At 44.5% G+C, this 24,805-nt stretch carries 15 protein-coding genes; 3 read left to right on the plus strand and 12 right to left on the minus strand.

Translation table 11 applies throughout. The features are described from left to right. Positions 1-133 precede the first annotated feature (133 nt). Together B5G04_RS01750 and B5G04_RS01760 are read right to left on the minus strand one after the other, a co-directional pair. Positions 134-763, minus strand: coding sequence for a ferredoxin family protein (locus tag B5G04_RS01750; RefSeq protein ID WP_204246986.1), 630 nt, complete (start codon positions 761-763; stop codon positions 134-136). A 250-nt stretch (positions 764-1,013) separates the two neighbouring features. Further along, positions 1,014-1,709: an AraC family ligand binding domain-containing protein gene (locus tag B5G04_RS01760; RefSeq protein ID WP_087395411.1), complete on the minus strand. Its 696-nt coding sequence runs from the start codon at positions 1,707-1,709 to the stop codon at positions 1,014-1,016. 249 nt (positions 1,710-1,958) lie between these two features. Here B5G04_RS01760 and B5G04_RS01765 point away from each other — a divergent pair, with 249 nt between their 5' ends. Genes B5G04_RS01765 through B5G04_RS01775 form a run of 3 tightly spaced genes read left to right on the plus strand, consistent with a single transcriptional unit; the run spans position 1,959 to position 7,776 of the window. Next, on the plus strand, positions 1,959-5,036 hold the full coding sequence (locus B5G04_RS01765) for a TonB-dependent receptor (RefSeq protein WP_087395416.1): 3,078 nt from the start codon (positions 1,959-1,961) through the stop codon (positions 5,034-5,036). A 21-nt stretch (positions 5,037-5,057) separates the two neighbouring features. After that, on the plus strand, positions 5,058-6,548 hold the full coding sequence (locus B5G04_RS01770; protein ID WP_239414000.1) for a RagB/SusD family nutrient uptake outer membrane protein: 1,491 nt from the start codon (positions 5,058-5,060) through the stop codon (positions 6,546-6,548). 52 nt (positions 6,549-6,600) lie between these two features. Beyond that, positions 6,601-7,776: a thioredoxin family protein gene (locus tag B5G04_RS01775; RefSeq protein ID WP_087395810.1), complete on the plus strand. Its 1,176-nt coding sequence runs from the start codon at positions 6,601-6,603 to the stop codon at positions 7,774-7,776. 286 nt (positions 7,777-8,062) lie between these two features. Here B5G04_RS01775 and B5G04_RS01780 read toward each other — a convergent pair whose 3' ends face one another. The 10 genes from B5G04_RS01780 to B5G04_RS01825 form a co-directional block, all read right to left on the minus strand. Beyond that, entirely contained in the window at positions 8,063-10,120 is a 2,058-nt protein-coding gene (locus tag B5G04_RS01780) for a hypothetical protein (RefSeq protein WP_087212377.1), read from the minus strand. Positions 10,121-10,237: 117 nt separating this feature from the next. Further along, the gene (locus tag B5G04_RS01785; RefSeq protein WP_239414001.1) at positions 10,238-11,020 is read right to left on the minus strand and encodes a hypothetical protein; all 783 of its coding nucleotides are present in this window, start codon (positions 11,018-11,020) and stop codon (positions 10,238-10,240) included. 97 nt (positions 11,021-11,117) lie between these two features. After that, positions 11,118-12,836, minus strand: a complete 1,719-nt coding sequence (locus B5G04_RS01790) for a RagB/SusD family nutrient uptake outer membrane protein (protein WP_087395419.1) — start codon at positions 12,834-12,836, stop codon at positions 11,118-11,120. A 19-nt stretch (positions 12,837-12,855) separates the two neighbouring features. Further along, positions 12,856-15,723: a SusC/RagA family TonB-linked outer membrane protein gene (locus B5G04_RS01795; RefSeq protein WP_087395812.1), complete on the minus strand. Its 2,868-nt coding sequence runs from the start codon at positions 15,721-15,723 to the stop codon at positions 12,856-12,858. Between the two features lie 37 nt (positions 15,724-15,760). Further along, positions 15,761-17,764 (minus strand): RagB/SusD family nutrient uptake outer membrane protein, encoded by a 2,004-nt coding sequence (locus B5G04_RS01800; RefSeq protein ID WP_022040371.1) that lies wholly within the window; start codon positions 17,762-17,764, stop codon positions 15,761-15,763. 22 nt (positions 17,765-17,786) lie between these two features. Continuing rightward, complete coding sequence (locus B5G04_RS01805) at positions 17,787-20,945, minus strand: TonB-dependent receptor (protein ID WP_087395422.1); 3,159 nt, start codon at positions 20,943-20,945, stop codon at positions 17,787-17,789. A gap of 475 nt (positions 20,946-21,420) precedes the next feature. After that, a complete protein-coding gene (gene folK, locus B5G04_RS01810) occupies positions 21,421-21,912 on the minus strand; it encodes a 2-amino-4-hydroxy-6-hydroxymethyldihydropteridine diphosphokinase (RefSeq protein WP_087395426.1) in 492 nt (163 codons plus the stop codon). Between the two features lie 11 nt (positions 21,913-21,923). Then, positions 21,924-22,979 carry a tRNA preQ1(34) S-adenosylmethionine ribosyltransferase-isomerase QueA gene (gene queA / locus B5G04_RS01815; RefSeq protein WP_022040374.1) on the minus strand — a complete coding sequence of 352 codons (1,056 nt, stop codon included), beginning with the start codon at positions 22,977-22,979 and terminating at the stop codon, positions 21,924-21,926. Between the two features lie 146 nt (positions 22,980-23,125). Beyond that, positions 23,126-23,824, minus strand: coding sequence for a tRNA pseudouridine(55) synthase TruB (gene truB, locus B5G04_RS01820; protein ID WP_022040375.1), 699 nt, complete (start codon positions 23,822-23,824; stop codon positions 23,126-23,128). Next, the gene (locus tag B5G04_RS01825) at positions 23,824-24,681 is read right to left on the minus strand and encodes an undecaprenyl-diphosphate phosphatase (protein WP_087395429.1); all 858 of its coding nucleotides are present in this window, start codon (positions 24,679-24,681) and stop codon (positions 23,824-23,826) included. Before B5G04_RS01825 ends, truB begins: the two co-directional genes overlap by 1 nt. Between the last annotated feature and the right edge of the window lie 124 nt (positions 24,682-24,805).

Consider the following 24,805-nt stretch of genomic DNA (forward strand, 5'->3'; position numbering starts at 1 on the left):
TGAAAGCAAATCCTGAAAATATTGTAACGGAATGCCACTAGAGCATCTAGAATACGTCAACCGGATATTTCTTGAATCTCCCTTTAAACATTACCAACCATCCAGTGGTTCGGCATGAAACGAATATTTCCCACTATTTCCGATAAAGAGCATGAATCAGGGAAAGCACCCATAACAATATGCCGAGTTTGTAATGCCACAATCCTATGGAAGAGCCTGGTCCTTCCACATAAGCTACCAGCAAGATGCCCGTAACTGCCACAATCAAAAAGGCTATGGACAGGAAAAAGGTTATCAGGCGTTTGCACGTAACTCTTTTTGAAACAAGAGTTTTATACCAATGCTTATGCCGCCTCACATGAGCCATTACCGATAAAAGCCAGATGAAAGATGCCACCACATGGGCTACTCCCCAATTGTGCCACGTTTCATGACTGGTACCATGCCCGGCAATGTGCAGCCCGATGCCCGTAACGGCAGATGCCACGAATGCTAATGGCAACAACCGCTCTATGCGGAATGCCATCCCCATATTCATCGTACAAGAAACCGATGCATCCGGTTTGAAGAAAACACCTTGAAGACAGGTCTTTATACATTTATTACATCCGATACAGGCGTCTGCGTTTTCGAATATCACATGCCTGTGCCCTAAGAAACCGGTTTTGCCGATTACTTTCTTCGGGCACTTTTCTACACATTTCCAGCACGCCATGCAGCGGCGCGGATTCATTGCGACATAAGCAGTTGTTGTTCTTTTCATTGCCATTCTTTTTTTGCTGCAAAATTAAGGGACGCAACCTGAAAAGGACATGGACGGAACAAGGCAATGCTTGGACTATTCAAGGTTCTTTTGCCGGAATGCCTTTTGCCGGAATGTAGTAGGGCTTATGCCTGTTGTTTGTGTAAATATCCGTGTGAAATATGCATAATCATCTATACCGAGGCGGTCAGAGACTTCCTTTACGGCAAGGCCGGTATAGACAAGCAAACGCTTGGCTTGCAATATCAGCTCATTCCTTATATATAAGGGCACTCATTCCTGTGACTTCCTTGACTACCTCATTCAGGTAAACAGGCGAAATGTGCAGCAGCGAAGCATAATACGACGGAGAACGGTTGACGGCAAGACGTTCGGCAAGAAGATGGATAAATGATAAGACGATTTCGATATGCCTGCGGCTGTGTCTTTCCTGTTGCAAACCGGCTTCTCTTACCGATTCGGCAACAATGCCAATATAAGTTTCTGCCAGTTTTCTTACCGTAGCCTTTACCAGCTCGTCCGTAATACTGTTTATCCGGTTCGCAAGCATAGAAATGATTTGTCTCAACTCGTCCAGCCTTTCCCCTTCAATTTTTAATGACGGTGTTGCAGCATACAATAGGAACTTGTCGAAAATGCACTTCTCGCCATGACCGATAAAACTGCTGTCGGCAAAAAGCAGCCAGCCTTCTATTTCTTTTGAGCTTACAAAACGATGCACTTGCCCTGGCCGAATAATAAACACATCTCCATGAGATACACAGATTTCATTAAAATCTATGATGCCGCATCCTGTTCCCTTCTCAACCAAGCCTATGACATAATAGTCATCTTGATGGGCATACGTCATGGGCGCTTCTCCATCTTGCGAGAAAACCATCTTGCGAAGGCGTATTCCGAAGTCGGACAGCATAAAGGCTTTATGTTGTGGAAGCGGTTGCGGCATATTCTTTATTTACATTTCCGACAAAGATAGTGTTTTTATTTTGAAACTTTTTGAGTCATCCCCAATCAACACACGATAAAATCAAAACAATTTCTTAAAACACACCTAATTAACCCATAATTTCATAGAATAATTAAGAATATCCCCCTATTTATTCAATGAAATGACAAAAAAGATGTTATCTTTTAATATTTTTATTACATTTGCGGCATTTTTAAAAAACTATATAACCTATTTACAACCAACACAATGATGAAAAGCTTTACCAATCCGGTAAGGAAAGGCAAATATCTTTTCCTTGCCCTCCTTGTGCCGGCACTCTCTGTGCCGATGCAGGCTGAGCCTCCCATACAATCGTTTATGGAAGCTGCCCAGCAAACCGTGACCGTAAAAGGTATTGTAAATGATGAAACCGGAAATCCCATTCCCGGAGCCTCTGTGTCAGTAAAAGGAACCACCGTAGGCACAATAGCCGACATTGACGGAAAGTTCCAGCTATCTTATTCATTCAAAAGCGACGACATGCTGGTAGTCAGCTTTATCGGCATGAGAACAGTAGAAGAAAAAGTAGGTGACCGCCGCCATTTTGAATTTACGCTACATGAAGATGCAACCGATTTGGACGAAGTGGTCGTTGTAGGATATGGTACATCGTCTATCAAAGATTTGACCGGTTCGGTAGCATCCGTAGGAGCCAAGCAGTTGAGCCAGTTGAACACAACCAATGTATCATCGATGTTGCAAAATCTGGCAAGTGGCGTACAAGTATCTCAAAGTACGGGTCAGCCAGGCGAAACCATCCGTGTACGTGTGCGTGGTGCCACTTCACTAACCGGTTCGAATGAACCGTTATATGTCATTGACGGAGTGCCTATTGATGACCCGACCATGTTGGATGCCATCTCGCCCAACGACATCCAATCGATGGACGTACTGAAAGATGCCTCGGCATCTGCTATCTATGGTTCACGTGCGGCAAACGGTGTAGTTATCATTACCACCAAACGCGGAACAGAAGGCAAACCTTCGGTAAACTTCAACTATAACTTCACAACCGACTTCCAAATCAAGAACTTCCGCATCCTGTATGGAGATGAATGGAGAAACACTGTACGGAAATTTGCCGAACAGACTTTGGTGTTCGACCCGTCCAATGAATATGCCCCTGACATCCTTGACCCTAATTCAGGTGCTTTGGGCAGTGCCAATACCGACTGGTTCAAGGAAGTAAAGCAGGGAGCATTCCGACATAATGTAGATTTTTCGGTCAGCGGTGGAAACAAAAATGCCAAATACCTGCTTTCACTGGCAGTACTCGACCAGCAAGGTATGGTAAAAGGTGGCGACCTGACCCGTTACAATGCACGTGTATCAACCGAACTGAACGTGTTGCCCATCTTACGTTTCGGTATCAATGCCACAATGAGCTATACCGACCAGTCGAATGCCAGCACGTCCCTATTCGCTGCACAAGGCTATCGTCCCGACATGCCCATTTATGACAGCAATGGAGAGTTCGACCTGACTACCGGAAGCGCAAACCCGGTAGCCAATACGTTTAATCAAGACAACGATGACATCTACCGTATTCTGGGAACAGTTTATGGCGAAGTAGACATCATCAAAGGTCTGAAGTTCCGCTCCAGCCTTTCGGCAAACGTGGAGTTCAACCAGAATATTTCCTTCTCCCCCAGTTTTCTCAGCACCAGAGACGAAGCGGGCGGAAGCGAGAACCATTACCGTTCGTCGAAAACCGTATTCGACAATACGCTGACATACAATCATGTATTCAACAAAATACATGCACTGGATGCCGTAATCGGTGTATCGTTCGAAAACTACAGCAGCCGCAGCACTTACCTCTATGGTGACACTTACCCCTTGGACGAAATCTACACCAATATCGGAAGTGCTACCAACCTGACCAGATGGAGCAACGGATACAATGCGTACGGATTGTTTTCATCGTTCGGACGTATCAACTACCGGTTGATGGACCGTTATCTGTTTACCTTTACCGCACGTTACGACGGTTCGTCCATGTTCGGGGCCAACAACCGTTATGGTTTCTTCCCTTCGGGAGCTTTTGCATGGCGCCTTTCGCAAGAAGACTTCCTGAAAGACGTACGGTTCATCGACGACTTGAAACTCCGGTTCAGTGCAGGTACCACGGGTACGCAAAACCTGACCAGTTTCTCGAACCGAGACCTGTATGAAGCAGGAAGCTATAACGGACGTCCTGCCATCATCCACTCACAAGTAGGAAACCGCGATATCCGGTGGGAAAAATCAGTACTGTACGACTTCGGTCTTGACTTTTCGTTCTTCAACTACAAACTGGCAGGTTCTATCGGTGGATATATTAAAAACACAAACGACTTGATTTGGGCATACGATTTTCCTTCAAGTGCGGTAGGTGGAAGTATGTCAATGAACCGCAACGTCGGTGCCGTAACCAACCGAGGTGTCGAAATCAACCTGACTTCTCACCTGATAGCCAACAACGACTGGGATTTGACCTTATCTTTCAACTTGGCACACAACAAAAACAAAGTAACCAAACTGGTTGCAGAAGGAGCTACACAAACCGCCATGGAAGGAGTCATCGTACAAGGAAGCAGCAATCAGGTTTTGGCAGAAGGTTATCCGATGGGAGCCTTTTTAGGCTATGCACACAATGGAATCATCCAGAACTGGGACCGCGTAGACGAACTGAATGCTTACGCACAGGCTCACGACCAAGACTATTATAACGGAAACGAACTGAAACCCGGTAATCTGGAACTGGTAGACAAAGACGGAAATGGCAAAATAGAATCGTACGACCGCGTCATCATCGGTTCTCCCGACCCTGATGTATATGGAGGCTTTACTGCCAACGTCCGCTACAAACGGTTTACCCTATTCGCCAACTTCGGCTACCAGATAGGAGGAGAAAAGTTGTATAATAAAGCCATACAAAACCTACCCGGACAATTGTGTGGATTGATTGATTACGAACTGAACGACCGTTGGTCGCCGGAAAACCCGAATGCCACCCTTCCGGCGTTGTACATTGGCGAAGGAGTACCCAGCTTTACCGAACTGGAACTGTTCGATGCTTCCTTCTTCCGCCTGCAGGAAGTACGACTTACTTACGACCTGCCTTTGGGCAATGTTGTAAAAGGACAAGTCTATCTGGCCGGTACCAACTTGTTTACCATCACATCGTATCCGGGAACAGACCCTGCGACCGTGTCTACTTCGTCCAATTATGGAGGTAACTACGAAACATCCAGCTATCCCGGCTTCCGCTCCCTGTCGGTCGGAATCAAGTTTAATCTATAATCCCATTTTAAACAGAGAACTATGATGAAAAAATACATATTCAGCCTGCTCCTCATCGTAGGAGTCGCCTCGTGCGATATCGTCGATGTACTGGACAAGAAACCGGCATTCGAAGCCGACCTGGAAGGAGCCATCACCAATCCGGAAACTGTAGAACTCGCTCTTAACGGTATTTACTACAATCTTCCCGGAAGCGGATTCAACGTGATATTCCCTACTACTGGAGGACCTTTCAAGGCAGGAACCATGCGCCGTCAGGAATTTACCGGCGAAGTAGGAAACACAATTTATTATTCAGAACGCTATTATCCGACTTTATCTTATAGCGACACCTACGAATGGGATGATGACTACAGTATCATCAAGAATGCCAATTATCTGGAAGAAGCCTTAAATGGCATCGATGCCGGAGCGTTTGCCGACAACCGGAAAGATGAAATCATCGGCGAAATCTATTACCTGCGTGCTTTCGCCTATTTCCGTCTGCTGACGCGCTATGGTGAATTTTGGGATGAAACCAGCCCGTATGGCGTAATTATCCGTAACGAAAATCCTTCGGTGGAAAATGCTAAAAAACCAAGAGCCAGCGTTAAAGAATCGTACGAAGAAATTCTGCGGCAAGTGGAAGTAGCCATAGAAAAAGCTCCCGAATGGTCGAATGCTGCCCAAGCTTCACGCGAAGCCGCACAGGCCCTGAAAGCCAAGGCACTCTTCTATAGCGGTAACTACCAGGAAGCTATACAAGTCATAGACGAAACGGTAGACACCAATCAGAACTTGCCCGAAGCCAATTACGGAGACGTATTCGATAAATTTACGACATCCGAAGAAATCCTGTTCGCACGCTTTTACGACCAAAACGATGCAGCAAACACTTCTACCCGCGAAACGGCATACGGAAACAGTACGCTGAAAAACCAAGGCTATTGGGGACCCAGCAAGGAATATGTCGCTTTGGTAGGCGATGACCCCCGTGCCAACGCCATTTTCTCGGACGTAGACAGTCTGGAGTTCCGCGGAACTACGGCATACAACCTGAAATCTGTCAAGAAATTCCTGAATGCTGCCAACAACATGCCTATTATCTTCAGCCGCACTGCCGAACTGTATCTGATGAAGGCCGAAGCCCTTTACCGTACCGGAGCTTCCATCGCCACGGCATACGCTCCTATCGAAAAAATACGTCAGCGGGCAGGTGCAACCATCCAGCAGCCGACAACAGCCGAAGAACTGGAAGATGCCATATTCAATGAATGGATGATTGAAATGTCGTTCGAAAACTGGCACGAATGGTTTGCACAGCTCCGCTTTGCCGGATTTACGGAACGCCCAGACTTCACACGCCTCTTCCAACTGAACACCATACTGAAAGAGAATTACGATGAAGAATGCGAAGCTTCGGCAAGCCAAGGGGAAGCATACTATAAACGTATCATCGACCGACGGATAGAAGCTATCCCCTCAAGCGAACGAAATTCGAATGAACTGGCAGAACAAAACCCCGGATATTAACTTTAAAGGAGTACGTATCAACCTGACACGTACTCCTTCACCCAACACTGTTATGAAAAAATATATTTTTACAACCCTCATTGCCTTGTGTACCCTGTTCTATGTACAGGCACAAGAAGCAGGAATCAACTTCCTGCATACCTCATGGCAAGAAGCCGTGAACAAAGCCAAAGCCGAAAACAAATTAATTTTCATCGATTTCTACACCCAATGGTGCGGTCCGTGCCTGAACATGGCACAGGAAGTGTTCTCATTACCTACGGTAGGCTATTTCTACAACAACACATTTGTCAACCTGAAGATTGACGCTGAAAACGGCGAAGGAATAGCACTGGCTAAGAAATACGGAGTGCGTCTCTTCCCCACCTATATCTTCGTTGACCCACAAACCGAAGCACTGGTACACTACAGCAGCAGCCGGCAGACTCCGGAACAGTTCATCCAAACCGGTAAAAATGCACTTGACCCGAAAACTCGCTCTCCTTATCTATTAGAAGAGTACCAGAAAGGAAACCGGGAACGGAGCTTTCTGGTAAGCTACATCAACTACCAACATACTATCTACAACCGTAAAAGTGTGACAACGGCATTCGACGAACTGATACAAGGAGGAGCCAAACTGACTGAACCGGATGTATGGGAAGTGTTTGTCAATACCATATCGGGATTCACGCCTTATCTGCAACAAGTCTCTGATAACTATGCAGATTTCTGCCAACGGTTCGGCAAAAAAGCTGTGGATGCCAAACTTGCCAAAGAAACTACCTATGGTGACCTGTCACAGATAGAATCGTTGTGCGACTTCGATGGTAAAGCATTCAATTGCAACCTGATACGCATCAATCAAGACATCCAGCAACAACACTACGACCAGGCTGCTGCTGAAATTGATGCCATGATAGCCGACACCACCGTCAATCAACAGGAACTGATTCAGCGCCTGAAATTCATCGCCCGCCCAAGCTATTACAGCCGCAAGGCAGGCACGCCCGACACGTGGTTTAACAAGTGCGTAGAATATCTTCGCTACATTGCCTACAATCAGACAGACCGCGATGATGCTTACATTCACCAAGAATATGCAGCAGCGTTGGAAGATGTAATCCGTCGCAAGGCTGAAGGAAAAGAAATCCCTCCCTGCCTGCTTGAAAAGCCCGCATACGGAAAGAAAAACTACTCTATGCGCCCCGACGTATTGAAAATGAAACCGGTACGGAAAAAGAAATAAGCCTTCTGAATCAAGGCAAACGCATCTGATTCTTAGAGCCTGTTTAAATTTTCCAATAAAGTAATATTCTATCAGGTTCTTATACTTTATGCAGCATCAAAAATGTGCTGCGGCAGACACACATATAGGTCCATCCGCTGTAAGATTAATAATCTTCAGGCTGCAAGATTATTAATCTTACAAGCGGAAGATTATTAATCTTACACCAGACGAAGTTATCTGCGCTGGGAGAAGAAGATAATAACAACCTTTTAAGAAACTATTTTGAATTTCTCCAAAAAGCTTCTTAGTCTTTGTCGGCTCCCAGATAAAAGCCTATATTCGTCTGCTGATTATATCCCATATTCTGCATTGTTTGCGACATGTCATAAGTATGGTCATTGGTTAATGCAGTAAAACGGTAACTTGTCGGATAATTGGTAGAAAAAATACGGATTGAAGTATTGTCTTCTGAAGGCAAAATCACTTCTTCACGCCAGTCACCTACCATATCCCCATAATAACAGGGATTATATTTTGTTCCATGATTCCCTTGATTTGTTCCATATCCCGTATTGAAATTGACAAGCCGGTTTTTGTTGGTCATCGGATTTGCTTTTGCGCTTACAATTAAAGCCCGGTCGTACAATTCACGGGTAAGTTCTCCACTCCACCATATTGCTACATTATACATGGAACCTCCGCCAATGCCTGTAGGAATAGACACACCTTCAAGAGGAACATTACCCGAACTTGCACAATTATAAACGCCGGTATTCAAGCTGGACCAATATTCAAAGTTTGGACTATCCGGATCAATATCTGCCACAATGGAACGTCCAACATCGCCGCTGGGACCAGCTCCATGCCCTGAAATCAGATTGCCATTACGTGCATCCAGTATCTGACAACCATATCCCAATCCTTGATTGCTATAAGTATCTTCCTCTTCAAAAGATGCTTGTACCTGTAATCCCTGACGGTCTTTGATAAATTTGCCGACACTCAGAATATCGCCATGTCCGTTGCCTGTACACCATAATTCACCTCCATCGTCATCTATGGCTGCCGAACCGTAAAGTATTTCGTCTTTTCCGTCTTCATCCAAATCGGCTACACGGAAAGCATGCGCCCCCATTGCCAACCATTTTTCCGCATGTCCATCAGCTGTATCAAATTGCCAGCGAGCAACCAATTCATTATCTTTAAAATCTAAAGCCCATACCTGCCAGTTCAGGTAAATACCTCTTGTAATGATTAAGGAAGGATTGCTTGTACGCGTTCCTGTTGTCTCGTCAGGTATTCCATCCAGATAAGCGGCTCCAATAAAGAAACGGTCCATCCGATTGCCGTAGTCATCTCCCCAGTATTCTTGCCAATATTGGGCACGGGAAGCTTTCGAACCTGTTCCACCGCGAGGAATATTATCCGTACGGCAAATTTCGCGACCGTCATATCCGCGACATAAAGAAATATATTCGGGTCCTTCGAGGATAAGTCCTAAAAGTGTCGGCAAGGCACTGCCTGAATACCAACCGACTTCATCATAGTGGATACGGTAATCATGTACCGTTCCATCTTCATTGGTTATTGTCTTTCCATCCCCGAAAGTTGTTCCCTCTGATGAACGAAAAGCAATTTCACACAATCCGTCGCCATCAAAATCATATAAAATAAATGAAGTATAATGAGAACCTGAGCGTATGTTAATACCTAAATCGATACGCCACAAAAAAGTTCCGTCCAACTTATATGCTTCCAGCAAAGTTGTTCCCCCATACCAGCCTCCTTGGTTGGCACCATCATACGGTTCACGTTTTATCACGATTTCCGGCCATCCGTCACCGTCAAGTTCACCGACTTGTACATCATCGGGTTGATAATCTACTGAGGCATTCGGAACATTCATATCCAATTTGATTTCACGATAAAACGTCTGAGCCATTTGGGAAGTGAAAGTAGTTTCACATAAAGTTTCGTCCTCTCCGGTAAGAGTCACGCGATAATGGTTTTCCTTTGTCGGGTCAACATCTTCATCAATCCAGCATGAAGAGTCGGTTATAGGTTCGCTGTTCAGCTTTTCTTCTGCATTATTTGCAGTTGATTTATATATATCAAAAGCTGTACCTGCAGGATCTGTAGGAAGCATACGCCAGCTCACTAAAGCACCATGTATACCGGTCGTTGAGTTGGCATCTTCGTCAGGAGCAGGATCATAGCTGACCCACATCAGTCTGTCGCCAGTAATTATATCAGTAGGAAGAGAAGGAAGTTCTGTCACAGAATTGTCTAGGGGTAAATTGTCCGAACAAGCAAAAACAGTTCCAAGGCAAGCCAGTCCAATCAAGTAATTGAGTTTATTCATGTTATAAGGTTTAGTAGGTTTGTGAGTAAAAAAATGCGCCCGAAGCTTCACACAATCACTTGCTCCTGCCTCGCGCGACTTTGAAAATTAATCTAACTTTTGTATCCATAAACCCGGTTATGGAAGCATGAAATCTTCCAGTGCGGTTTTATATTCAAGTGTAACGGTGCCTGTCTGTGTACGCACATTCAGACAGACATCGATGGTATCGTCATCTGTCAGTCCTGTCTGGATAAAACGGGAATAGACTTCATCGGGCATACGCAGGCTGATAAGCGATGAGGTTGTATTCCATGCATTGGGTGCATTGTTATCAAAATACAGATTGAATGTAGCTTTTTTTCCTGTTGTGTCTATATCACGGTTGCCATCATAATAAAGCAGGAAAGAAACCGCACTATAAGGGTCAAAATAGAAGGTAGGAACTACATTCATGTAACCGTTTTGTATATAATACTGTCCTTCGGTCTGGTTGACGCTTTGCACAGCCTTATTCTTAAGAGCAATAGAATCTTGCCCGAATATCTGGTAGTCTTCGCTCAACGTATCGACACAGGATATGTAGGTAGGAATCTCTGCAGCCTCACTCAATACAATGTCATACGTGTGTCCGGATTCCAAATCCGATACATTCGTAAGGCTTTCATCTGATGTATCAAAACTGACTACAGCCCGTCTGACTTCTTTCAGCCACGAGATTTGTGACAAATTGGAAGGAACCAATACCGCATCAAAGTCAGTATACAGCCGATAGCCTTCCAGTTCGTTACCACTTACCGTTACAGCCATGTTGTTGAAAGTAACACTTTGCCGGTTGTCATCGTTGTCCAGACACGATACAAGCATCACAACCGACAGGCACACAACAGACAAACGAAAAATGTTGAATAATCTGTTCATTTTATGTAGATAAATTAATAGCATGTACCGCAGAGGCATATTGCCTGAAAGTCAATATCTTTCTTGTCAGGTATATGCTCCTGCGGTATTTCTGTTTTTACCAACCTTCGTTTTGGGTCAGGTTAGGATTCTTCATGATTTCAGTCTGCGGAATGGGGAAGAAATACATTTTATCATCCCAAGTACGGCTCACTTCATTACGCGTGTAAGTGATGGTTCCGTCCGCATTCTGGGTAAGCTTCATTTCAGTAATGCTCTTCAGCTTATCCCCTTCTTTCCAACGGCGCAGGTCATAGAAACGATGTCCTTCGAAAGCCAGTTCTACCATACGTTCGTTCTGGTATTTCGCCCAGAAAGCATCGTTGCTCATGCCGGTAGGGAATTCCGGCATATTGACATCCGAACGCGTACGGGTAACACTTGCTGCTTCACGTGCCGACATCGGGAACTCAGCCGAAGTTGCATCGGCAGAACCCAAATAGCGGAATACCGCTTCGGCATAGTTCAAGTAAAACTCACCCAGACGGAACGTAATCCACGTATGACGCGAACTTTTAACCGTACTATTTGCACGTAAATCGACTGCCGGGTCAAGATACTTTTTCAGGTAATAGCCTGTAGGAGTAGCTCCTGAAATAGGTTCGCCATTAGTACCACCGTAGAAAGTCTGTATCGGTGCTGTATTATAAGAGGGCCATCCTGTATCGCCGTTCTTTACCACGGTCATGGAAAAACGCGGGTCACGTCCTTCGTATGGGTTTTCCGGATCATATCCGCTGCCGGCTTCATTGATACCTAAACCAGTTGCCTGCATTTCGTACGCATCTACCAGATTTTGTGAAGGACAGTTGCCCGAACCTCCACCGGTAATACCAATAGGATAATTGTATTCTTCAAGCACGCTGGAAGCACCGGAAGCATCCTTCGAGTTGACATAGCGGCGCATGAAAATCATTTCACTATTCTGCCAGTTGGTCGTCCCCCACAAGGCAGCGTATGTACCTAATTTGAAATCTCCTGCCACACAAGCGTCAATCAGTTCCTTGTTTGCCTGTGCAGCTTTATGCCACAATTCCTGGTCGTTGCTTTCATTGAATAAAGGACTTGCCGCATAAAGAGCTGCACGTGCCTTCAGTGCCAATGCCGCATAACTGGTCAAACGGCCACTTTCTGCTGGAGAAATACCCAACAAGCCCAAGTCGGTATAATCTTCAGGCAATAAAGTCGCAAGTTCGGCACATTCTTCTTCGATAAAGCTGAACACTTCCTGTGCCGGTGTACGGGTCAGGCTGTTCACATTGTCTACTGTCACCATTTCGGTAAAGAAAGGAACGGCACCGTAGCAACGGATCAGATTGAAGTAGAAGTAAGCCCGTAACAACCTTACTTCATAGAATGAATTGTTATAACGGAACATACGCGCTTCATAATCATCATTTTGTTTGAGTTCGTCAAATGTCAATCCCTGAAATTCCTGCAGGTATTGATTACATTCTTGAATGGCACGATAGCTTGTAGTCCATGTGTTCGAAAGTGGGTTGGAAGGACTCCAAGAACCATTGGTAAAGTCACACACATCGCCACTGGTATAGGCATACTCGGCTTCATCACATGCCGAAGCCAGCATACCGCCTCCATACACTTGTCCGAAATCGTAGTCAAGCTCATTATAAATATTGGTCACCAAGCCAATCACTTCATCATAGCTTTGTGCCAAATAGTCTTTTTCGTAATTGGCGTATTCGTGGTAGTCCATGTTACAAGCACTCAGCAATGCCACACACGCTGCGCCTCCTATGATATTTTTGATTCTCATATTTTTTCCTTTTTATAAATTAGAAACCGATTGACAAACCAATCACGGCACTACGCGTCAACGGTGCAGTGGCTCCGTATGCTTCCGGATCGGCAATCTTGATTTTATCAAAGCAGAGCAAGTCGATTCCCCGTACATAGAGTTTGGCTTTGCTCAATACATGGGTCTTCTTCATCCACTTTTCCGGGAAATTATAATACAGTTCTACCGAACGCAGCTTCAGGAACGAACGGTCTTCCAGCCATACGGTATTGGTCTGGTAGTTGTTAGCATTGCTTTCTGAGCTTAGACGCGGATACAAAGCATCCGGATTCTCCGGTGTCCAACGGTTTTCGTATGCATGTTCAGAAATCGTTGTGTTATTGATTAACGGCCAGTACAAGCTGGTAGTATTCAATACAGCCGAATAACGTCCTGTTCCTTGGAACATGGCATCGAAGCCCAACCCTTTCCATTCAGCTCCCAAGTGGAACGAATAGTAGATTTCGGGCGCAGTGGTGCTGTAACCGATAGCTACTTTATCGTTATCATCAATAATGCCATCATTGTTCACATCTTTATACTTGATGTCACCCGGACGCAGAGTTGTACCGAAATTCTGTGCCGGACTGTTGGCGATATCTGCCTCATCCTTAAAGAAACCGATGGCCTGCAAACCGTAAGTCTGCTTTACCGGATTGCCGGTCTGAATCAGGTTGTCATACAATCGCGGTTCTTCCAGTTGCTCGATAATTTTGTTCTTTGCCAACATAAAGTTACCGCCGATATTGAACTTGAAGTCACCGACCTTCTTCGTATAATTGGCACCGATTTCTACGCCCCAGCTGTCTACGATACCCCCGTTTTCATACGGAGCTGTAAAGCCCAATATCGATGAATATTTACCGCTGGAACTAACCCAGATATCTGAACGGCGTTCGTAATACGTATCGAATGTCAGGTCAAGCCCCTTGAACAGGCTGGCATCGAAACCAAAGTTATACTTATACGCTTTTTCATGCGTAGAGTTCAGCGAAGCCAGACGTCCTAACACCCAACTGGTTGTACCTTGCGAGTAGTTGGTATCGAACGGATAGAAACTACCACCCCCATAAGTCTGTTCCCAATAATTGGTTACATCTGAACCGTCTTCTTGCGGCAGACGGTCGGCATTGATGATACCGAATGATGCACGTACTTTCAGAAAATCAATCCAAGATTGGTTTTGCATGAAATTTTCTTTTGAAACAACCCATGCCGCACCGACAGTAGGAGAAAAAGCCCATTTATGTCCCGGAGCCAGCTTGTTCGAAGCAGATCCTACCAAAGTCAAATCAAAGAAATAACGGTCTTTCAATCCGTAATGTGTATACCAAGATACGTTCTGGCGATACCAAGTCTGGTCTATACCTTTCGTATTACGGTATTCGTAATCCCAACGCAATTGGCTGTAGATTTTGTTCGCTTCGTTAATAGTCTTATTATAATATAAGGTACCGGCAAAATTAAATACTCGTGTAAAGGCTGTAATTTTCGAGCCTTCACCCAGTGCACTTTCTTTACCATCGGTATAACGGGTCAGCTCGCCCGGTTCACCGTCTACCCACGAAGAAACTGCATCACTTCCATAAATGAATGTTTTCGAATAGTCTTCGTAATACAAAGCATAATTGTCATAACCCAACATCAAGCTGGCACCCAATCCCGGTGTGATAGCAGATAAATCCTGGTCTAAAGTCATATCGGCATACAAGGTACGTTCGTGGAATTTGGTGTATCCTGCATCCTGTGATACGGCAACCGGGTTCATTGTGCCTGCCCATGTAGAGCTACCACCCCAAGTTCCGTCTTCCAACTGTGCCGGATAAGCAGCCGAAGGAAGTTTATAAATCATACTGCCCCAAAGGTCGGCACTGGTATTACTACTCGTATTACCACCCGGCGCACGGGTCTCCGACAAGACACCTACCAAATTCAGTTTCAGTTTGGTACTCGAAGTCAAATCAATATCCAGATTTGTACGCAAGTTGGCACGCGAATATTCGTCTTGTGTAGAATAACCATCGTTCATATACGGATTGGCTATAAACCCTTTATTGGTGGTCAGGTTTCCCATAGCATAGTAACGAAAACGTTCGGATCCACCTCGGAAACTGATATTGTAAATGTTAGTAGAAGCCACATCGCGGAATGTCTCACCTATCCAATCCACATTCGGATACAGATAGGGATACTTTCCTGAACGAAAAGCATTCAATTCATCTGCCGAATAACGGGCTGACAGACCATCATTTGCCAACGCCTCGTTAATGGCATTAGCATAAGTATAACTGTCGGCAAACTTCGGCCGGCGTGCTTGCCATTCGAATCCATGGTCGTACGAGAATTTCACTTCACGCGTATTGTATTGTCCTCGCTTGGTGGTGATATTGACTACACCGTTAATGCCTTTGTAACCATAAATAGCCACGGCAGAAGCGTCTTTCAATACTGTTACCGATTCTACTTCTTCAGGAGTAATATCGGTAATGTCACGCTCAATGCCATCCACCAATACCAACGGAGTAGTAGACGAAAGTGTCTGCAAGCCACGTACAAAGAAAGTTGGTTCATAATTGGCGTATGTACCTGTCCCTTGCAACGTCATCAGACCTGTACCGTAACCAAAAAGTGAATTTCCAATATTTTTGGCACTCCGTTTGTTAAACTCTTCATTGTAGACAGTAGAGACCGATGACGTGGATTCCTCCAGACGCTGTGCGGTACGATAGCCGATCTCTACCACTTGGTCAGCATATTTTTCCGGTTTCCCCGGCGAAGCGATGCTGTCTGTTGTTTCCTGCGCGTAGCCCGGCATTGTGCAAAGGGCAAACAGTGCAGCAGGTATGATTAGTTTATCTTTTCTTATCATAAGTCGAATTACTTTTTAATAATTGTGTTTCGCATTACCATCCTGGGTTTTGAATCAAGCCATACCCTTTGTTCACTTCTGTCAACGGGAAAGGTGATAAATACCATTTTGCATCAAAACCATTTGTCCACCAGTAACGTACCGGATTGGATAATTCATACTTCTCATATTCAAAATGTGTAGGATAAGGTTGTGTTTTATCACCATTATACCATCCTTCTCCGGCAAATTCACCCGTACGGGAAATACGCAAGCCATGCAATTGTTTTTCAAAAATGTCTGCACGTTTATAACGAATCAAATCAAAGAAACGGGTGTCTTCCATACCCAGTTCGCAAGCACGTTCGCGGAGGATTTCTTCCAACAAGGCATCTTTATTGCCAGTCAGGTTCTTATCCGGATTGCATTCTGCCAGTCCTTTCATTCCCACACGGGCACGTACAATGTCTACTTGTGCTATGGCATCTGCCAAACGATTGTTCTGGCACAATGCTTCTGCATATGTCAAATACATGTCAGACAGGCGTAAAACGACCCATTGTGTATAATGACGAAGCATATCCGGTCCCATCAGATATTTTATCGGTGCATATCCCGTAGCAAAAGAACCGGTTTGATTATCTGGCTCTTGTTGCGCATCGTAACCGCCAACCCAAGCCTCGAAACTACGTCCCGACATATTGCCGGTCGTCCAGTCAAGCGCAGTAGGCTGCCCGTTTACAATGGCTTCTTCATACAAACGTGGGTCACGTGTCAGGACGATGTTACTTTTTCCATCTTCACCTCCATTCGGAGAACCGGTCATGAACATCTCGTCCAAACGCCCTTCTGCAGCGGTCTTGTCCCAATCAAAGGGTGTACCGTCTGCCCATGGGAACATTTCCACATACTCTTGTGTAGGAGTATATCCACGGCGAATCCCATTTCGGCTTGCATCGGTTGTACCAAGTGGATCACCCCACTGATGCCAAATATAATTACCCGACTTAAAGGCATCATACCCAAACTGTCTGGTACTCATAAGTATCTCAGGACTATCCAATTCCGCATAAGAAGTACGATAAGCCAAGCGGTAGTCCTCCGGACGAGTTCCTTTAGACTGTACCAACGAATACCCTCCATTAGCGTTCAGTTCATTGAAAAACTCTTCACAAGCTTGCAGGCACTGTGTCCACAGTTCAGCCTTATAGCCGCCATACCAAACCAAGTGTTGTGCTTCTGCTTCCGAAGAACCGCCAGCATATGCTACATCATCATTAAAAAGCGGAGAAGCAGCAAATTGCAGGATACGACATTTCAATGCCATTGCAGCTGCGCGATTCCAACGACCGGCATTAGTTTGTGGATTATCTACTGTCCAAGGCAACACTTCTTTCGCTTCATCAAGCAATTTAATCATAAAATTAACGGTTTCTTCTACCGTTGCACGAGGCAAATCATAGCTGGCATCCGTACCGCTAAAAGAATGGTCAATAATAGGCAGACCTCCATAATGACGGAACGTATCAAAATAACGCGAAGCGATGATACACTTTGCCTGTGCTACAATGGATGCCTTTTCAGACTCTTCCATTCCAGGCACACGGTCGATGTTTTCTATGATTAAATAACCATAACGAACAGCTTGCCATACGCGGTTTTTCAAATAATCCCATTTATCTGAACGCTGACCATAATTTGACGTATGCGTTCCATAATAATAGCTGTTTACAATACCACTTGACAAATAAGTATAAATATAACAGTCCGTCAATGCTTCAGGCTTACCGACATAAGGATTGGAAGATTCACAAGGATAAGCATCGCTCGATGAATTACGGAACGGAAGACCATAATACTGAAAGGTATATAATGTATTCAAAAATTGTCTCACGTATTCCGGGCTATTGAATACTGTATCGCTGGTCACATCACCACCTGGTGCTTTCTCCAAGAAAGCACTTCCGAACTTGATATCATCCACACATGATGTGGAGACAACTGAAGTCAGAGTCAGTCCTGCGGCAACAGCGAAAAACCATTTATGTTGTTTCTTCATGATTTTATCTTTTTATTAAGGGTTAAAAACCAAGTTTCAAGCTCAGCGAAAAAGTACGAGTTAACGGATAAGTCGGCTGGTTGCTGGCTCTTGATTCCGGGTCACCCCACTTATACGGAGTAAAGGTCAGCAGGTTGTATCCGCTGAATGCCAGTTGGCAAGTGCTCAGCTTTAGCCGTTCCATCAAAGGGAAATGGAAATTATAAGCAATCTGCAGGTTCTTCAGACGCAGATATTTGGCATCCTTTTCCCATAGATTTGAATCCTGATAGTTGTTCGAATCACCATTATCGAAAGTAGCACGCGGATATTCGGCATCCGGATCCGGGTTTGCCGTTGTCCATGTATTTTCTACTTGAGCTACCAACAAACCTCCCTGATTGGCATTGTTGCGGTCGGTAAACGGCTTACGGAAAATACTTGAGATGCTGCGGCTTACGTTCCAGGCACCCGTCCATTGCATGGAGAAATCAAAGTTCTTCCAGCTAAATCCGAGATTTAGACCTGCCATGTATTCGGGGTCATCGGTATAGCCTAAATCACGCGTCTTGTCATCAGGGGTAATCACACCATCCCCATCCAAGTCTACATATACACAGTCACCATTCTTCAACTCTACCAATTGGGTCGGCATTTCTGTTCCAAACACTTCCCGATAATGAGCCGGAGTGGTATTCTCATCGTAGTATTCGAAGAATTGGTATTGCAAGCGCGAACCGATACGGTGTCCTTTTGAATATTGATATTCTTGGTTCAACGGAGCTTCCTTGCGTTCAATAATCTTGTTTTGATTGTACATCAGGTTCAAGTTGACAAAATAACGGAAGTCATCGCCAATGCGGTCATTCCATTTTAAAGAAATTTCCCAACCCCAGCTGTCTACTTTACCAAGATTTGCCATCGGCAAAGTGAAACCCAATACCGAAGGAGCCGTACCGTCGCTCAGCAAGATATTGGTTCGTTTCTCCTTATAATAATCGAAACTACCTTGCAAACGGTCGTTTAAGAAATACATATCTACACCATAGTTCTGTTTCAACGATTTTTCCCAAGTTACATCAGGATTATTTTTGGCTGCCTCATACGCACCTGGACTTACTGTTGCATTATTAATACCAAAAAGATAACTATAACCACCATTTAAATTCGATGCTGTTGTATTATTTACGTAATATGGGTCGGCTGTGTACATGAAACGGCTACCACCAATCTTATCGTTACCTACCAGACCAATGGTGTATCTCAGTTTCATAAAACCGATAAACGGTTTGATGGGTTTCCAGAACTTTTCTTCACTGACGACCCATCCGAAAGAACCTGCCGGAAAAGTACCGAAACGTTTGTCTGGAGCAAAGTTTTCCGAACCGTTGTAACCGATATTGAACTCAGCCATATAACGGCTTTTCCAGTCATAGGTAGCACGTCCTACCAAACCTACATAGCCTTGTGGAATAGATGAGAACTCAGTCGGATAATATGTCTTCGATTGGTTGTACAGTGCCAAAGCTGTCACGTGGTGATTACCAAACGTACGGTCATAATTGAAAGCAGCTTCCATATACCAGTTACGTGACTTCGCAGGGTCGACATCTTGGTATTTCAATTGCGAATTTGTACCGCTTTTCTTATATACAATGGTACCATCGTCTTGCAAAACCGGTGTATAAGTTGCTATACTTGCCGTAGCGCGTGTATACGATGTAAAACCACTGTTGTAAGAACCTTTGACACGGAAGCTTAATCCTTTGGTAATGAAATCCAGTTTTTGGCTTAATTGCAAATCGGCATTCAATGTATTGTTGCTGGTCTGCATAAAACCTGCGCCATAATATGCCATACCTGTACCTCCGGTAAACGGCAATCCATATTCGGTGGTAGTATATACCAACTTGTCATCTACCAGTCCCGGACTGGAGAACGGAGTTGCATAATACATCTCCAATAGCATACCGGCACTTCCTTGTCCCGTATAAGGTTTCCAGGCGTTGTTTACGTTTCCGGCAATATTCATTGATACGGTGGTTGTCTTGGTTACATCGATATCCAGATTCGAACGGTAGTTGAAACGTTTGTACTGATACGAAAGGTCGTAAGGCAAATCAAAACCGTTAAACAGACCTCCTTGTGTATAGGCACCTGCTGATACGAAATAACGGATACGGTCGGTACCTCCCGAAATATTTACATTATGCTGGGTCTGCAACGTCATGTCCTTCAAACAGTAATCTACCCAGTTTGTGTTCGGGAAGCGGATCGGATCACTTCCTGTACGGAATTTCTCGATTACATCCGGTTGGAACATCAGTTGGTCTTCTGTATATTCGGGATGGTCATTCAGCTGCATCTGATTATAAAAGGTAGCATACTGGTATGAATTAGCCAACTCAAGTGTCTTAGTCGGCGCAATGATACTTGCCGAGGTAGAGAATGAAATCTTCGCTTTTCCTTCTTTACCACGTTTGGTAGTAATCAATACGACACCATTGGCACCACGCACACCGAATACCGCTGTAGCCGAAGCGTCTTTCAAGATGGTGATGCTTTCGATTTCGTTCGGGTCGATGTCGTTCATACTACGCTCTACACCATCCACCTGGATTAACGGTGCTGAGTTTTCCCATGTAGCCTGACCACGAACGAAGATGCTGGCAGCATCGTCACCCGGTTCACCTGAGTATTGCACGGTGGTTAAACCGGCAAGTTGTCCAGACAACATATTCGATACAGAACCGGTGGGCGACTTAAGCAAGTCATCACCTTTCACGCTGGAGATAGCACCTGTCACGGTCACTTTCTTCTGTGTACCATACGCTACGACCTCCACTTCACCCAACATCTGTGAGTCATCTTCCATTGTTACCCGCATTCCTTCTTTAGCCACCACTGTTACAGTAGTATAACCGATAAAAGAAATTTGCAGTTTAGTACCCGGTTTTACATTCAACTGAAATTTACCATCAAGGTCGGTTATTGTACCGGTTGTAGTTCCTTCTACAACTACACTTGCTCCAATCACTGGTTCTCCTTTACTATCGTATACAGAACCTGTAATCGTACCCTGCTGTTGGGAAGCAGTCGCAGCACGAAGAGATTGGAAGCCTAAGGCCGGAGATACAGCCGTTACTGTACACAAAAGTGCAAACGGCAAGATCCCCTTTTCTAGAAACTTTTTCTTTCTCATGTTATTAAGGTTTGATTAGTGTTGTGATTAAGATTATATTAAACAAAGGTATTGCCTTTCAAGGCCCGGCAATCATCACTTTACATATCCATTTTTTATATGTTGTTTTCATCTGTTTCTTATCTTTATTAACAAAAGATTTATAAGACGCAAAGAACCACAAAAAAGGTGAATTTTAAAATGGAAAATCGTGTATAATAATGGAAATTTTTATCTATCTTACTTGGGAAAGGAGAAAAAATGCAGTTCTTATCACGATTCTTCCCTAAAAAGGGGAAAAAAGGCTTTTTTATAAGTTTTTTATCCGATAAAATAAGCTATTGGGAAAAACATGCCTTAGGTTGTCATTTCAAGGTTAAATAAAGTTATCCTTTCTTCTATTACTGTAGCAAAAATATTTTATAAATGCCTGCCATCAGCCAATCCAACCGCGTTGAAAACGCAATAGTACTGCATTCGCCAATACAGTATATATTCATTTTTCAGGGGTATGTATTGACTGTTGGCAGACATTTAGAAACAGTTCTCCCAATGTCTTTCGCAATACCGGATGCAATGTTTCACTGGCTATCTCCACCAAAGGTTTCATAACAAACTCACGTTCGGTCATTAAGGGATGTGGCAGGACCAGTTCTGGTGTATACAAGATTACATCATCGTATAACAGCAGGTCTATATCAATCAAACGGTCATGATACACTCCTCCGACCGATTTTTTGGTACGCCCCAATGTGCGTTCGATTTCTTGGGTTCGGTGCAAGACTTCCATTGGAGGTAAAATGGTTTCCACACATGCCGCTGCATTTAGAAATTTATGTTCGGAAGCGAACCCCCATGGAGCAGTTTCATAAAAAGAAGATAGGGAAATCACTTTCCCTATCTCGTCATTTATCAGTCTGGCAGCAGTACGTAGATTGGTTGCTTTGTCTCCCAAATTCGTACCCAGTCCCAAATAGACATTTGCCATCCTTTATCGAATTACTTGTTCAATATCAGCATCGCATCGCCATAAGTGCCGAAACGATAATCTTCTTTCAACGCCTCTTGATAAGCATCCATTACCAGCTCATATCCTCCATACGAACATACCAGCATCAGCATGGTAGACAAAGGCATGTGGAAATTGGTCACCATTGCATCGGGCAATACGAAATCGTAGGGCGGGAAAATGAACTTGTTGGTCCAGCCCTCATATTCTTTGAGATGTCCGTCTGTGCCTGTAGCCGTTTCGATGGCCCGCATCACGCTGGTACCTACCGCGCATACCTTGTGTCCGCTATCCTTTGCTTCATTTACAATACGGCAAGCCTCGGATTTGATGAACATTTGTTCCGAATCCATCTTGTGCTTGGTCAGGTCTTCCACATCAATGTCGCGAAAACATCCCAATCCGCAGTGCATGGTAATAAATGCCAAGTTGATACCTTTGATTTCCATACGTTTCATCAGCTCGCGGCTGAAGTGGAGTCCTGCAGCTGGTACGGTTACAGCCCCTTCATACTTGGCATAGATGGTTTGAAAACGTTCGGTGTCTTCCGGTTCTGCCGGACGACGGATAAAAGGAGGAAGAGGCGGCTCGCCCAATGCATAGAGAGCCTTCTTAAATTCATCATGCGGACCATCATAAAGGAAACGAAGGGTTCGTCCACGTGACGTGGTATTGTCTATTACCTCGGCCACCATTGAATCATCATCGCCGAAATACAACTTATTTCCGATACGTATTTTACGTGCAGGATCCACCAGTACGTCCCATAGGCGGAGTTCTTCGTTCAATTCGCGCAACAAAAAGACTTCAATGCGCGCCCCTGTCTTTTCCTTGTTTCCATACAAACGGGCAGGGAATACTTTCGTGTCGTTAAAAATGAATGCATCCTGATCATCAAAATAGTTCAGGATGTCCTTGAATATAACATGTTCTATCTGACCAGTAGACTTGTGTACTACCATCAGCCGGGACTCGTCTCTGTACTTCACCGGATGCAAAGCAATCTTTTCTTCCGGTAACTTGAATTTGAATTGTGACAGTTTCATCTTCTTCTCCTTTCCTTATATTATTATTCCAGATACCAAGCGGCTTGTTGAACGGGTACAGGCTTTCAGATATTTTCAGCCCCTTTAACCGGTAAGGAGCTATATTCCCATCCTATTCGAACATTCCGCCAACCAGGTACTTAAACTTAGTCAACTATTACATCCTGCTGGTTCAACCAGCTTTCAAAATCTTCTACTTTCATACAATTTTCCAAGGTCACTTCACCCACGCGAGTACGACACAACGCAGTCAGGTGTGCCCCACTGTGTAATGCTTCCCCGATGTCGCGTGCCAATGCGCGGATATATGTACCTTTGCTACAGACCACGCGTATCTTTATTTCGGGTAGTGCACATTCCAGCAATTCAATCTCATCGATAACCAACGTCTTGGGCTTCAGTTGTACTTCATCACCTTTACGCGCCAGTTCGTAAGCACGCTTCCCATCTACCTTGCATGCAGAAAATGCCGGAGGCACCTGCTCTATAGCACCCACAAAGCGCTGCAATGTTTCTTCCACCAACTCACGGGTAATGTGTCCGGTAGGATACGTGGCGTCTATCTCTTTTTCCAAATCATACGACGGCGTAGTGGCTCCCAACTGTAGGGTCGCCACATATTCTTTCGTATGGTATTGGAATTCTTCGATACGCTTTGTTGCTTTTCCTGTACAGACAATCATCACCCCAGTTGCCAAGGGGTCGAGTGTCCCGGCATGTCCCACTTTTATTTTTTTCACTCCCAGCTTGCGGCTGACGTGATACCTTATTTTATTGACAAGCGCAAACGATGTCCATCGGTACGGCTTATCAAAATACAACACCTCTCCTTCTTTAAAGTTCATCAAGCAAGTTCCAAATTATATCCTAAAGCTGTCATTATCAAAATTACTCCTCCCACAATGATACGATACCATCCGAAAGCTGCAAATCCGTATTTCGTCACAAAGCTGATGAAGAACTTGATGGCGAGCATTGCTACGACAAATGCGACTACATTGCCTACAATCAGCGCCTCCATATTTGCCGTGATGATTTCTGTACCACCGTCCATAAACAGTTTCAGCATCTTGTAGACCGTGGCGGCAAACATGGTAGGTACGGCAAGAAAGAAAGAAAACTCGGCAGCAGCCTTACGGGTAAGCTTCTGTGCCATACCGCCTACAATGGTGGCCATCGAACGCGATACGCCCGGAATCATTGAAATGCACTGGAACAGTCCGATACAAAAAGCACGTTTCTCGGTCAGTTCAGTCGTTTCGCTTCCATTTCCGAACAATTTGTCGCAAAACAACATAAACACGCCTCCTACAATCAACATTACCGCAACCACAATCACACTTTCCAGCATAGCATCGATCATATCACTGAACAACAGACCTAATACAGCTGCAGGAATGAAGGCAACCAACAATTTCCAATAAAAATCGTACTTATGCAGGAAACGTTTCAGCGTTGAAGCCCCTTTGGGAGCCGGTTTATGATTCAGACGGAAAAAACGTTTCCAATACAAACATACCACCGAAAGAATAGCTCCAAACTGGATGATGAACGTAAATGCTTTCACAAATTCGGTACTCTCTACCCCCAGCACATTTTGTGCTATAATCATATGCCCTGTCGATGAGACAGGTAAAAACTCGGTCAACCCTTCAACAATCGCTATTATGATTGTTTGCAATAAATTCAAATCTCCTTCCATTATTTATTGATAATTTGACAATCAGCTATTTATTATTTATGCCAATCAGGAGTTGAAAGGGAGTTAGAAACAGTTATCGCCCGCCAAGCGGACTGGAAATTAAAGTGATAACTCCTGTGAAACA

Source organism: Bacteroides sp. An51A, from assembly GCF_002161565.1.
GTDB lineage: Bacteria > Bacteroidota > Bacteroidia > Bacteroidales > Bacteroidaceae > Phocaeicola > Phocaeicola intestinalis.

What these genes read in the sequence shown, in the direction of transcription:
- B5G04_RS01750 (WP_204246986.1), bottom strand. Translation starts at nt 763, where the DNA reads ATGAAAAGAACAACAACTGCTTATGTCGCAATGAATCCGCGCCGCTGC.
- B5G04_RS01760 (WP_087395411.1), bottom strand. Translation starts at nt 1,709, where the DNA reads ATGCCGCAACCGCTTCCACAACATAAAGCCTTTATGCTGTCCGACTTC.
- B5G04_RS01765 (WP_087395416.1), top strand. Translation starts at nt 1,959, where the DNA reads ATGATGAAAAGCTTTACCAATCCGGTAAGGAAAGGCAAATATCTTTTC.
- B5G04_RS01770 (WP_239414000.1), top strand. Translation starts at nt 5,058, where the DNA reads ATGATGAAAAAATACATATTCAGCCTGCTCCTCATCGTAGGAGTCGCC.
- B5G04_RS01775 (WP_087395810.1), top strand. Translation starts at nt 6,601, where the DNA reads ATGAAAAAATATATTTTTACAACCCTCATTGCCTTGTGTACCCTGTTC.
- B5G04_RS01780 (WP_087212377.1), bottom strand. Translation starts at nt 10,120, where the DNA reads ATGAATAAACTCAATTACTTGATTGGACTGGCTTGCCTTGGAACTGTT.
- B5G04_RS01785 (WP_239414001.1), bottom strand. Translation starts at nt 11,020, where the DNA reads ATGAACAGATTATTCAACATTTTTCGTTTGTCTGTTGTGTGCCTGTCG.
- B5G04_RS01790 (WP_087395419.1), bottom strand. Translation starts at nt 12,836, where the DNA reads ATGAGAATCAAAAATATCATAGGAGGCGCAGCGTGTGTGGCATTGCTG.
- B5G04_RS01800 (WP_022040371.1), bottom strand. Translation starts at nt 17,764, where the DNA reads ATGAAGAAACAACATAAATGGTTTTTCGCTGTTGCCGCAGGACTGACT.
- B5G04_RS01805 (WP_087395422.1), bottom strand. Translation starts at nt 20,945, where the DNA reads ATGAGAAAGAAAAAGTTTCTAGAAAAGGGGATCTTGCCGTTTGCACTT.
- folK (WP_087395426.1), bottom strand. Translation starts at nt 21,912, where the DNA reads ATGGCAAATGTCTATTTGGGACTGGGTACGAATTTGGGAGACAAAGCA.
- queA (WP_022040374.1), bottom strand. Translation starts at nt 22,979, where the DNA reads ATGAAACTGTCACAATTCAAATTCAAGTTACCGGAAGAAAAGATTGCT.
- truB (WP_022040375.1), bottom strand. Translation starts at nt 23,824, where the DNA reads ATGAACTTTAAAGAAGGAGAGGTGTTGTATTTTGATAAGCCGTACCGA.
- B5G04_RS01825 (WP_087395429.1), bottom strand. Translation starts at nt 24,681, where the DNA reads ATGGAAGGAGATTTGAATTTATTGCAAACAATCATAATAGCGATTGTT.